The sequence below is a fragment of the Clostridium sp. BL-8 genome (assembly GCF_002006495.1).
GTDB lineage: Bacteria > Bacillota > Clostridia > Clostridiales > Clostridiaceae > Clostridium.
In genome coordinates, this window is sequence record NZ_LZZL01000025.1 from 1 (window position 1) to 12,260 (window position 12,260).

Annotated in this window: 11 protein-coding genes and 1 pseudogene; 2 read left to right on the plus strand and 10 right to left on the minus strand. The window is 29.7% G+C overall.

Annotated features, from left to right (window positions below; genetic code table 11):
- Positions 1–109 precede the first annotated feature (109 nt).
- Positions 110–709 carry a tyrosine-type recombinase/integrase gene (locus CLOBL_RS10390; RefSeq protein WP_077858966.1) on the minus strand — a complete coding sequence of 200 codons (600 nt, stop codon included), beginning with the start codon at positions 707–709 and terminating at the stop codon, positions 110–112.
- A gap of 407 nt (positions 710–1,116) precedes the next feature.
- Between CLOBL_RS10390 and CLOBL_RS10395 the strand changes: the two genes are divergently transcribed.
- Positions 1,117–2,832, plus strand: coding sequence for a methyl-accepting chemotaxis protein (locus CLOBL_RS10395; RefSeq protein ID WP_077858967.1), 1,716 nt, complete (start codon positions 1,117–1,119; stop codon positions 2,830–2,832).
- 51 nt (positions 2,833–2,883) lie between these two features.
- Here CLOBL_RS10395 and CLOBL_RS10400 read toward each other — a convergent pair whose 3' ends face one another.
- The 9 genes and pseudogenes from CLOBL_RS10400 to CLOBL_RS10440 form a co-directional block, all read right to left on the minus strand.
- Positions 2,884–3,183 (minus strand): SoxR reducing system RseC family protein, encoded by a 300-nt coding sequence (locus CLOBL_RS10400; RefSeq protein WP_077858968.1) that lies wholly within the window; start codon positions 3,181–3,183, stop codon positions 2,884–2,886.
- A gap of 163 nt (positions 3,184–3,346) precedes the next feature.
- The gene (locus CLOBL_RS10405) at positions 3,347–3,817 is read right to left on the minus strand and encodes a hypothetical protein (RefSeq protein ID WP_077858969.1); all 471 of its coding nucleotides are present in this window, start codon (positions 3,815–3,817) and stop codon (positions 3,347–3,349) included.
- A gap of 101 nt (positions 3,818–3,918) precedes the next feature.
- Entirely contained in the window at positions 3,919–4,530 is a 612-nt protein-coding gene (locus CLOBL_RS10410) for a sugar O-acetyltransferase (protein WP_077858970.1), read from the minus strand.
- Between the two features lie 186 nt (positions 4,531–4,716).
- Positions 4,717–5,829, minus strand: a complete 1,113-nt coding sequence (locus tag CLOBL_RS10415; RefSeq protein ID WP_077858971.1) for a tetratricopeptide repeat protein — start codon at positions 5,827–5,829, stop codon at positions 4,717–4,719.
- A 288-nt stretch (positions 5,830–6,117) separates the two neighbouring features.
- A pseudogene (locus CLOBL_RS10420) lies at positions 6,118–6,501 on the minus strand (MBL fold metallo-hydrolase); the annotation flags it as partial.
- A 116-nt stretch (positions 6,502–6,617) separates the two neighbouring features.
- A complete protein-coding gene (locus CLOBL_RS10425; protein ID WP_077858972.1) occupies positions 6,618–7,223 on the minus strand; it encodes an HD domain-containing protein in 606 nt (201 codons plus the stop codon).
- On the minus strand, positions 7,223–8,887 hold the full coding sequence (locus tag CLOBL_RS10430; RefSeq protein ID WP_077858973.1) for an iron ABC transporter permease: 1,665 nt from the start codon (positions 8,885–8,887) through the stop codon (positions 7,223–7,225). The genes CLOBL_RS10425 and CLOBL_RS10430 overlap by 1 nt, the downstream gene beginning before the upstream one ends.
- Before the next feature lie 23 nt (positions 8,888–8,910).
- Positions 8,911–9,948 carry an ABC transporter substrate-binding protein gene (locus CLOBL_RS10435; RefSeq protein ID WP_077858974.1) on the minus strand — a complete coding sequence of 346 codons (1,038 nt, stop codon included), beginning with the start codon at positions 9,946–9,948 and terminating at the stop codon, positions 8,911–8,913.
- 87 nt (positions 9,949–10,035) lie between these two features.
- Positions 10,036–11,010 carry an ABC transporter ATP-binding protein gene (locus CLOBL_RS10440; protein WP_077858975.1) on the minus strand — a complete coding sequence of 325 codons (975 nt, stop codon included), beginning with the start codon at positions 11,008–11,010 and terminating at the stop codon, positions 10,036–10,038.
- A gap of 180 nt (positions 11,011–11,190) precedes the next feature.
- Between CLOBL_RS10440 and CLOBL_RS10445 the strand changes: the two genes are divergently transcribed.
- Positions 11,191–12,096, plus strand: coding sequence for a LysR family transcriptional regulator (locus CLOBL_RS10445; protein ID WP_077858976.1), 906 nt, complete (start codon positions 11,191–11,193; stop codon positions 12,094–12,096).
- The last annotated feature ends 164 nt before the right edge of the window (positions 12,097–12,260 follow it).

A 12,260-nucleotide genomic window follows, 5' to 3' on the forward strand; every position in this document is an offset into this window, starting at 1 on the left:
TGATGAAAAATATTCAAGGCAACCTTGGACCTGTTATTTATTTTCATGTGCCTAAACATCAATATCTATTTAAACTTTTAATATAAATACTACATTGGTAAACTTTTACTTAAACCATTTCACTTTTATGAGAAAGCTTTAGATACATTCTTTCCTGCTGCTTTGTAGTAAATTGAAAGTATATTTCAGTATTAGTAACAGATTTATGTCCAAGCCACCACTGTAATTCTTTAATATCCATATCAGATTCTGCTAAATGTACAGCTGTAGTATGTTTAATCGCATGAAAGTGATGCTTACTCTTATCAGCAATATTAGCAATTTCACAGTATTTTTTTATTAAATAATCAAGTGTCTGCCTGGAAATCGGATTATTTTTTTGACTTTTAAATATAGATTCATTATCAACTATTATATTACTTTCTTCAATATACTTATCTAATACAAATTTTGTTTTATCATCAAGTCTTATTGTATTATTTTTACTGCCCTTTAATCTTTTACAATATATTTCACCTTTAGCCTTGTTATAATCTTGTAATGTTATTAATGCAATTTCTGATGCTCTTAAACCACATCTATATGCAACTCTAAAAATTGCCAAATCCCTAACTATATGTATACTCTTTAAACTTTCTATAGCGTCAAAAAGTCTTTTAGTCTCTTGTTGAGTGAAATATTTAATTTTAGTATCATCATTTCTCACAATAATATTCTCCTTCGTAAAAATTAGACAATATAAATATTTTGTTTAATTTATTATAGCATAATAGTATATGGATTCCAACATTTGATATTTTTTTGCATATTATAGGATAATAATTTGTGACTTTTTAGGTTTGATTTCCTTGATGTGGATTTTTTTATTAAAATTATTGATTTAAATTTAAGATACATGCTATCTAATAAGACAAAATATTTATATTGTCCATATACATGATACATTCAATCAAAATAACTGTCAAAGAGAATATATGCCATTATAATTCTTAACTTAAAATGAACTTTTCCATTATAACTTGGAAGGAGGTGGAAACAAATTCAACTTACATATATTACAATATAAATATTTACTAAAATAAGGCTTACATAATATGAATTTAAGGAGTAAAATTTATGAAATGGTTTAAAGATCTAAAAATAGCCCCTAAATTAATATCATCTTTCATCTTAGTTGCATTATTGATATGCTTAGTTGGAGTTAACGGACTTCGTAACATGAATACAATAAACTCCAATGCTGGCAGCATGCATGATTATAATTTAGAATCAATTAAAGCATTAAATACCATAAAGTTAAATTTCGGAGATATTCGTTCAGATTTATTAAAGCTTGTTTATCAACAGAATAAAAATAATCAAAATGAAAGCATAAAAAAAGAGATATCTCAGTTACTTAATGAAAATAATGACCTAATTAGTAAATATGAGACTTCTCTACTTTCAAAATCAGAAGAATCTGCCTTTTCGGACTTAAAATTAAATAGAGATTCATATTCTTCTAACATAAATACAATAGTATCATTAATCGATAAAAATGATTATGAGGCAGCAGATGCAAATTTTGATAAAATTACTGAGATAAGAAAAAAAATATATGATGACATGGATAAATTAATACAGAATAATGTCTCTCAGTCAGATGATGCTTACAATAAAAATAATTTAACATATAAAAATTCTTTTATTAGTATAACTTTGATAATAATAATAGGTTTAGTTCTTGCAATTGTATTAGGTTTATTAATATCATTGATGATTTCTAAGCAGGTAAATAAAGTCCTCTTATTTGCTGAAGCGCTTGGACAAGGTGATTTAACTAAATCGATAGCTATTGATACTAAAGATGAAATAGGAAATCTTTCAAAAGCACTAAATTCAGCAAAGGAAAATATCCAAAAATTAATTTTGGAAATAATGAATAGCTCAAGTGACATAAGCGCAACCAGTGAAGAACTTTCCGCTACCACTGAAGAAATTTCTTCAAAAATGGAAGTAGTAAGCGAATCTACAGAACAAATATCTAAAGGTGTTCAAGATCTAAGTGCGACCTCCGAAGAAGTAACTGCCTCAACCGAGGAAATAACTTCTACTACCAGCATATTAGCTAAAGAAGCTGATAAGGCAATAACATCTATAACTGAGATAAAGAATCGTGCCATTGATATAAAAATGAAAGCATCACAAAATATTAAGCAAGGTAATTCAATTTATGAAGAAAATCGTTCAAATATTTTAAATGCTATAAAAGACGCCAAAGTAGTTGAAGAGGTTAAGACTATGGCTGACTCCATTGGAAGTATTGCAGAACAAACTAACCTATTAGCTTTAAATGCAGCTATAGAAGCTGCAAGAGCTGGAGAACAAGGCAAAGGTTTTGCAGTTGTTGCAGATGAAGTTAGAAAACTCGCCGAGCAATCTTCTGAAGCTGTAAGTAGCATTCAAAATATGGTATCACAAGTCCAAGCAGCTTTCGAAAGACTTTCGAAAAGTGGACAAGATGTTCTTGAATTTATGTCTAATAATGTAAAGCCTAATTATGAACTTCTTATGAATACCGGACTGCAATATGAAAAAGATTCCGAGTTTATGAATGATATTATAAAAAACTTTGCCTCATCTTCCAAACAAATAGATGAATTAATCATGCAGGTAAGTAGTGCAGTACAAAATGTATCAGCTGTAGCTCAAGAATCCGCAAGTGGTACTGAAGAAATTTCTAGCAGCGTTAATGAAGTGACTGTTGCTGTAAGTGATGTTGCAAAATCATCTCAAAGTCAGGCTGAACTTTCGCAAAAACTTAGTGAAATGATTCAAAAATTTAAAATATAGTTTTCTAAAAAACAGCTGCCCTATACTTAATTTTGAGGCAGCCTGTTTCTTTTATAAATCATCCCAATGAATCTTTTCAGCATTTTTATCTATTTTAGAAGATTTGTCAAATATCTTTATTATAATTCCGGCTATTATAAGACCTACTACTCCACCAATAATTTTGAAGCTCATAATTGGCCCATTAACAGCCTCCCCTATACTTTCTCCTATAAATACTCCAACAAATATGATTATTATAGGCAAAATAAAAATCATAAATGCAGCTAATATCATGTTGCTATTCTTTTTACTCTGCACGATTCTTTCATTATTTTTACTGTTAATTTCTTTTTGCTGCACTGCCTTCATACCGATCACCTTCCTAAAAATAATTATTTTAAGATCTAATAAATATTTTATTTTCATCTCATCCTTTAATTTACATTATAACATATAATTCCAATTGCTTTAAGTAAACAGCAATTAATTATCTTTCTATAAAACTGCAAATATACAGTATCAAAAGACTTTATCATTTACTTAAATTTACGTTAAAATTATACTTTTTCATCAATGCACTTATGCTGATTACCCTTTCCACCCCAAAAATATGAATTGCAGCATTAAATAAATATTTATCTTCTGTTACAAGTATAAGATCATCATATATATTGCAAGTATAAAGAAGTATTAAATCATTTTCCGACAGCTTTTCCGTATCATTGTAATATGCATTTCCCTTTTTAGAATACTTTATATTTAGCGATACATAGAATTCTTTAATATCTTTCTTATCTACCTTTATAATCAAAGGCAACAACTTGCAGAATCTTTCTGACAATACACGTTGTCCATTATATTCTTGTATTTCTTTTAAAGCCAATTCTTGACTAACTTCCTCTAATATTTTAATCTTAGTATCTTGTATCAATTTGTTAATCATGCTTGGGCAATACTTCCAAAGGTATATTACTACATTAGTATCCATTAAATAGCTATCCATAATTAATACTCCTACAATATTTATACTATTTCTTACTTCGTTTATATTATACTTTCTAAAAAACAAATAAATATACAAAAATAATATTGGAGTTTATTTAACTATTTGTAATCGTCAACATCAAAAATATTATTTTTATAGTAATATTTCCGGTCTTCTTCTGTAATTTCACGAATAATTTTGCATGGATTGCCAGCTGCAATCATGTTGTCAGGTATATCTTTAGTAACTACACTTCCTGAACCAATAACTACATTATTACCAATATGCACTCCTGGATTAACTATAACATTTCCTCCAAGCCAAACATTATTACCAATAGTTATACTTATTCCATACTCGTATCCAGAATTTCTTGAGTCAGGATGAATTGGATGTCCTGCAGTATATAATGCTACATTAGGTGCAAATTGCACATTATCTCCTATGATTACCTTCCCCACATCTAAAATAGTGCAGTTATAGTTTGCAAAGAAATTGTCTCCAATTTGAATATTTTTACCATAATCACAGTGAAATGGTGCTTCAATATTAACATTAGACCCCACCTTATATAAAATTTCTCTTGTCAACTTTTCTATTTTTTCTTTTTCATTTGGTCTGCACAAGTTAAACTCATATATCTTCTGCTTATTTTCCATTCGTTCTTCTATCAATCCATCTAACCATGCTTTATATGGAAGTCCCGATAACATTCTTTCTTTTTGATTCATAATAAAGTTCCCTTCTTCATATATTTTCAATTTAAAGATTTTTATTATAATCCTTATCTTAAATTTATATCTTATACTATTTTTACCATTAACTGACTATAAAATCAATTATTAATATTATGCCATAAGCAGAAGAGACAGCATTTATCTGCTGTCTCTTCTACTTATTGTTCATTTACAATTAATCTAATTCCCTATTTGACTTATCATCATTTTAGCATTTGAAACATATGTTGATTTAGGATAGTTATCTATTACTTTATGAAAATATATAAGAGCATTCCCATAATCTTTAGTTTCCTTATAACACATTCCCACTTGGAAAGTGGCCCAAGGTATAATATCTAAATCAGGATTGATTTCAGAAGCTATTTTAATTTTAGGTAATGCCTCCTCATAATTCCCTTTCTTATATAGTTGATTTCCATCATTATATATACTCCATACCTTACTAGTACTTATATCCTGCCATAATCTATCAAACTTTAATTTTGTTTCATTATCTAAATTCATATTTCTAATGCTTATTAATATATTAGCTGATTTTTCATAATCTCCGTCATTAAAATATGTCTCCGCTTCACTTATCATATTGATAGTGTTATTTTCATCCTTATTACCATTTACATTAGACTTTGTACTATCCAAATCTTTTGTAGGGATTTCATTTTTTTCATAAGTAGAATCTTTTTTTTCTGATTCAGGTGAACTATTATTTTCATCTAAGTTTTCATTATCTTTTTCATCAGAAGAGATTGCTTCATTTCCATATTGAAATTTTCCTAAAGCTTCTTTAATATTTAATGGATTAAAATAATCAATATAAACTCCTGCTATAGCAATCACAATAATTGATAATGCAAGAATGATACCTTTTATTGGTGTGCTCTTTTTATTAATTGCTTCATTATAGATATGATTAACTTCTACTATATCTCCTGAAGTTTTAGATACAATTTGTTTAAATTCTATATTCTCTAGGTATTCTTTTGCTAGCTCTTTAAACATCTCATTTTTAGCTAACTTTTTAAATATCTTTTTAGCCTTTCTGTATTCTCCAATATTAATATAACATAATCCAATAAATTTGCTTGCTTCAAAAAAACTTTTATTATATGATAAAGCTTTTTTCAAATCATCTATTGCTAAATTTAACTTATTTTTTTTCATCTCTCCAATTGCCGTATTATATAAAATAATAGACTTTTTAATCTTTTCATCTATTTTATATGAAGTAAATTCAAAATTTTTTATATTGATTGGCTGCATCTTTTCAATTTCTAGATCAAAATCAAGCAAGTAGTTTCCCCCTTAAAAGCTTATATAAAAAATATTAATTTATACACACACCGTATAAATGATAATTGAATGTTAATTAATATTTACATAAAATTATTTTGAAGTATATACTCATACTAGCAAATTGTGACATAAAATTCAACATAAAGTCATATTGTTAAAATTATTATTAAACTTACAGTTTATTCTTAATGGTATGATGAATCTATAATTTTACATATTTTTCACGTAAAGAAACGGCTAAAAATTCTATCTTTAGCCGTTCTTGCCTTGCTACATTTATATTGCTTAATTTTCTTTTTTAATAGTTTTTTTATCTTGGCTTCCTAGTACATCTGAATTTTTTTCTACTGGATTGACATTAAACTTTATATCCTTACCATTTGAAGTTACTACTATTGTTCCTTCCAAATCAGTTCTAAATACGTTAATATTTTTTGCATTAAGTTTATCTAAAGTTTCCTTGTGAGGATGTCCATAGTCATTTGCTTTCCCACAGCTTATTACAGCATACTTTGGATTTACCTTATCTAAAAATGCCTTTGTAGTTGAGGAACTACTGCCGTGATGCCCACTTTCAAAACATCGGCTTGAATATCAAGCTGTTTTTTTAAGTATTTCACTTTCACTTATATCTTCAGCATCTCCCATAAATATAAAACTTGTATTTCCATTATTGCATATTTTCCCTATATTTTGTCAATGATAGAATATGGAAAACTCCTCAACCACAAATAGAGATAGTCTTAGTTTTTATATACTATCTCTATTTCTTATTATAGTTTACTTTAAAAAGTCTCAAATGTATTTTGGACTATATTAGGAAGCAGCTTATAAATTGAGCATCCAATTTCATCTTCAAAATATTTTTTTATATCCATAACCGCACTCCATTTATATACAATCAAATTATTAATTCCAGATCTCAAAGCAGTATTCACAAATCTTTTTTCAATTAATACAAACCCAGCAGGCATCGAAAGTGAATCACATAATTGTATTAGAAGATCATAATCATCATATTCAATACCTTTAATATATTTTTCTACGATTTCTGCTTCTTCCCTTTGGTAACCCCAATCACCATAAATTGCATTCACATCTTTATACGGAAATGTATGCGTCATGCAAATTCTTGCAATCTCTTCATGACCCTTTTCCTTCATAAAAGCATGACCATGTAACACGTGCTCCATCCCACTTATGCATTTCCGTCTTCCTATATCATGTAATAATCCTAATATATAAGCTTTTTCACTATTTAGCACCTGGTCTTTATCTGCTATTAATCTTGCAGCTAGCGCAACATTTTTCGAATGTTCTATCCATGACCCAGGATTTAATCCTTCAGCTTCTCTTAAAATTTCTTCTGCTTCTTTTATTCCTAATTTCATTAAATTGTTCCTCCAAGCTTTAGCATGTAGCTTACCTTATTTATTGCTATTAACATGATTAAGGTGATTATGACACAGATCACAGCCATAGCCATTCCCAAAGATAGGTTTCCCTGCTCAAACTGTGCATATATATAAGTTGAGGCTGTAGCCATTGAAGGAGGCAATATCATTAAAGGTGCCACTAATTCCCTAATTGAAATCATGAATGTCATCATCCAGCCCGCTAGAATTCCTGGTATCAATAAGGGCGCAGTAATTCTCCTTAAAACATAAATTCTACTACCTCCTAATACTTTTCCTGCATTAAACAGACTCTCATCAAGCTGTACATAACTCGCTTTAACATATTGAACTGTATATGGAAGGAATAATACTACATAGGTCAATATCACCATTCCATAAGTGTTATAAATAGGTATTGCCATCCAAGAGGCATTCCAAAATAATATTAATCCGACTACCATGACTATTCCAGGTATTGTATTTGGAAGAATGGTAAATAAGTCTATTATTTTTTCTGAAAGCTTTTTAGACTTATTAATAGAAATCGCAAGAACTGTCCCTAAAATAGCACAAATGCAAGTCGCTGCAATAGACAAAACAAGAGTATTTAAAAGGGCTTCCATACCTTGAGAGCCAAAACTTAAAAGTTTTGTATAATACTCAAAGGTAAAATTACTTATGGAAAGTCCTCCACTTCTAAGCTTCATAATAGATGCAGCTAAGATAGAAAAGTATGGAACTCCTATGGATATAACTAAAATTCCTATTACATATGACCAAGCCAATAAGTTCTGCCAAAATTTCAGCTTATATATTTTTTCCCGCATTCCCTTTCCACTAACTAAATTATAGGAATACTTTCTATTAACTAAAGAGCTTACATACCAGATACCAAGGCAAATTGTTAAAAGCATTGAGGCAACAGAAGTAGCCTTAGAAAAATCAATTGGCCAGCTTGATATATATTGATGTATTTCTGTAGTTAAAACAAAAAATCCGATTTTTCTGCCAAAGGTAGCAGGTGTTCCAAACTCAGCTATAGCTTTTATAAAAACTAATAATGCTCCTAAGGCATAACTTGAAAGTAGCAGCGGTAATACAACTCTTCTAAATGTATAGAAGCTTTTTCCACCATGAATGTATGCAGCTTCTTCTCTACTTCCACCTATTTTTACCAAAGCATTTTTTAAGATTAAATAAAGAAAGGGGAATGTTTGCAAACTCATTATTATAACCATTCCTGATAAACCAAAAAAATGTTCATTCAAATTAATTGGAAGCTTAATAAATTCATCATAATAGCCATTAGGCTGCATGAATAATATCCATCCCATAGCTCCTATATAAGGTGGTGTCATAAAAGGAATCATAAATATAACTTCAAGCCACTTGTGTTTTCTAATAGAGGTTTTAACCATTATCATTGCAAGGGGCATAGCAAATACAGTAGACATTATAACCACTAAGAAACCCAATAATATTGTATTTGTAAAAACCTTTTTTATTTCTCCATTAGATAAAATTAGAAATGGTGCACATATATCCAGTTTACTATCTGGATATATGCTGGTTAATATAATAAGGGCTGCAGGCATAACTATCAGTGTTGTAAGAAGCAGAATTATTAAAGCTTTACTTATGCCTTCTAAATTTTTCAAAGAAATCAACTCCATTTACTCTATTAATTTTTAAATATTTTTGTAAATTTATCTATAACATCTTTTTGGTTTGCATTCATCCAGTCAGAATCAGTCTTAAATGTTGGAATTTCACTTCCACTTGGCCTTCCTTCTGTTTTTATGTCACTTCTTCCTGGAAGTAAATATGCATCTGCAACCATCTTCTGAGCTTCATCAGATAACAAGTAATCTATAAAGGCTTTTGCATTTTCAACATTACTGCTTGACTTTAAAATCAAAGCTGGTCTGGCACTTATTATCGTTCCCTCAGACGGATATACTAAATCAACAGCCTCTCCTCTAGCCTTAGCCTGATAGGTCATATAATCCACACTTGCAGCAGCCATGGTTTTAGCTCCTGTGATAACTGGATCTAAAGCTTCTTGATTTGCTCCTGCCATGGAACCTCCATTATCCTTTAACTTCTTAAAGAAATCCCAGCCTGCATCACCTTTTGCATTTACAAAACCTGTAGCAAATTCTGCTGCTGAGCCTGAAAGGGATGGATCTGGAATATTAACTTTGTCTTTTAAATCTTCCTTAGTTAATTCATCCCAGCTTTTAGGTGGGTTCTTTACCAATTTTGTATTATAAGCTATCCCTAGTGCTGATAGGCTGTAATTGAAATAGTTTCCGTCTTTTTCAACCCATTGTGTGAAAAGCTTATCAGCATTTTTTGCTTCCTTATATGGCAAAGTCATCCCATCCTTCATTAAACCTTGTGCAGAAGATAAAGATGCTAATACTACAACATCTGCCACCGGCTTATCCTTTTCTGCTTCTAATCTCGATAATATTTTTCCATTGGTACTTTTAAACAATTCTACTTTAACTCCAGTTTTCTTTTCAAAACCTTTTTGAATATTTTCAGACAGCTCATCTGGGCCTGCACTATATACTACGAGCTTACCACTTAACTTTGGTGTTCCTCCATTGTTTTCGGCAGAAGTAGCCTGTACCGCGCTTTTACCACAGCCAGCTAAACTAGCACCGCTTATTGCCATAACTAAAATTATTGCTAAAGCCTTTTTTAATTTCATTTTCAACACTCCTTCTTCTTTTATATAATTTTACTGCTTACAATTACAAACAAATTAACAACATACTCATATTTTTACAGATCCTTTCTAGCCTTCAATCTCATATATATCTTTTTTCTTAATAAACAGCTTTATCTTTTCTCCCTGTCCAATCTTATATGAACTATATATTAAAAATTTTTCAGCTTCCATAACTTCTACTAATATTTCATATCTATCTCCAAGATAACTTACGGTTTTTACCACCCCATCATGGGTTTCAACCTCTTCACCCAAACCTTCGTATTTCAAATGTATATGTTCAGGCCTTACTAATCTTTTGTTTTTAATCAGCCAATTGGATTTTCCAATAAATCTTGCCACAAAAGGTTTCATCGGCTTGTTGTAGACATTTTCAGGTGTATCATTTTGAAGAATCGTACCTTTATTCATAACTACAATTTCATCAGACATGGTTAACGCTTCACTTTGATCATGAGTGACATAAATAGCAGTAGACCCTATGTTATGTACTAAATTAATTATTTCTAATCTCATCTCTTCTCTTAATATGGCATCTAAAGCACTAAGTGGCTCATCAAAGAGCACTAACTGCGGCTTTAAAACAACAGCTCTCGCAAAAGCTACTCTTTGCTGCTGCCCTCCAGATAACTCGTGAGGAAATCGCTTTTCCATTCCCTGAAGCCTTACCATATCTATTGCTTCCATAACTCTTTTCCTTAAATCCTTCTTCTGTCCTGTGGCTCTAAGTCCAAACGCTATATTTTCAAATACTGTCATATGAGGCCATAATGCAAAATCTTGAAAAACCATGCCAAAGTTTCTTAAATTTATGGCTTTATTTATTTTCTTTTCTCTTGAAAACAAACATTCCTCTCCCATATATATTTCCCCTTCATCCGGTTCTTCAAGTCCTGCAATGCACCTTAATAGTGTCGTTTTTCCACATCCAGATGGCCCTAAAAGAGTAGTGAAACTTCCTTTATTTATAATTAAATTTATTGACTCTAATGCTTGTACATTATTGAAAGATTTTTTAATACCTTCTATTCTTAACTGCATATCTATCTCCTTATCTAATAACTTCTACTTTTTCAGTATAAATTCCAAAATTTATCTTAATGTTATGAATAAGTAAATATACAGTTAAGTTTTTCTATAAAAACTATTATATGCTATAGATTTTTTCTATAATGTTTTTGAGAATACATAATTATCTATTAAAATTACAAGGAGAAAAATATGAATATTAATTTAATCAAATTTCAAATATTAGAAGAACTATACAAATCACAAAAAATAACCACTGTTGCACAAAAATTAAATCTTAAGCAGCCTACTATTACATTTCATTTAAAAGCAATGGAAAAAGAGTTTAAAGTTAAATTATTTGAAAATAGATATGGGAAAATTTTTCTTACTGAAGCTGGTGAAGCTCTTTATCACTATGCAGCTAAAATCAATGCTTTAACCTTAGAAGCTGCCAGAGTTGTGAAAGAATATGAACATGGTAAAGGAACAATAAAAATTGGTGCCAGTTATGTCCCCGCAACATATCTATTACCACGCATACTTTCTAATTATTCACAAGAAAATCCAAAACTTTCACTTTCTTTAAAGGTAAAACCTGCGCCAACAGTCCTTAATATGCTTCAAAATCACGAAATTGATGTTTGTATTATATCTTCTGAACCCTTTGAGCTTCCCAATATAATGAGTCAAGCTTTATTAAAAGATGATATGGTTGTATTCTTTTCAAATACTCATCCCCTGGCAGGAGAGCCCTGTTTAAATACAGAATTACTAAAGAAAAGTTCCTTAATTATTCATGGTGAAAACTCCACTACCAGAAACATAACCTTAAAGTGGCTAAATTACCTTGGAATTAAAATTGATACTCTTATTGAATTAGATTCTCTTGAAGCAATTAAGCATATAGTACTTCTTGGACAACACATATCTGTTATATCAAAGCTTGCAATAAAAACTGAACTTACTGAAGGCAGCTTATTATGTCATGAAATTCCTTCTAAAGAAGCTTTTATTGCTCAAAGAAATATATATTATGCTATTAATTTAGATAGAAAAAGCTCTTCTTCTTTAACAAATTTTATTAATTATTTATCCAATACAGCTATATCAAAGTAAAAAAATGATTAATGTATGATCTAGTTTAATACTTAAAGCTTTGAAATACCTATTTATATCGTTAATGTGCCTAAAGATTTAAATTCTTAATCCTCCAAAAATTACATTGGTAAAAACGTAGAAAGAAATTAGACTTCTATATTTAATCATGTATAATCAAAATA

Excerpts from the sequence above, each read along its gene's own strand:
- CLOBL_RS10395 (WP_077858967.1), top strand. The coding sequence starts at position 1,117 with ATGAAATGGTTTAAAGATCTAAAAATAGCCCCTAAATTAATATCATCT.
- CLOBL_RS10400 (WP_077858968.1), bottom strand. The coding sequence starts at position 3,183 with ATGAAGGCAGTGCAGCAAAAAGAAATTAACAGTAAAAATAATGAAAGA.
- CLOBL_RS10405 (WP_077858969.1), bottom strand. The coding sequence starts at position 3,817 with ATGGATAGCTATTTAATGGATACTAATGTAGTAATATACCTTTGGAAG.
- CLOBL_RS10410 (WP_077858970.1), bottom strand. The coding sequence starts at position 4,530 with ATGAATCAAAAAGAAAGAATGTTATCGGGACTTCCATATAAAGCATGG.
- CLOBL_RS10425 (WP_077858972.1), bottom strand. The coding sequence starts at position 7,223 with ATGAAATTAGGAATAAAAGAAGCAGAAGAAATTTTAAGAGAAGCTGAA.
- CLOBL_RS10435 (WP_077858974.1), bottom strand. The coding sequence starts at position 9,948 with ATGAAATTAAAAAAGGCTTTAGCAATAATTTTAGTTATGGCAATAAGC.
- CLOBL_RS10440 (WP_077858975.1), bottom strand. The coding sequence starts at position 11,010 with ATGCAGTTAAGAATAGAAGGTATTAAAAAATCTTTCAATAATGTACAA.
- CLOBL_RS10445 (WP_077858976.1), top strand. The coding sequence starts at position 11,191 with ATGAATATTAATTTAATCAAATTTCAAATATTAGAAGAACTATACAAA.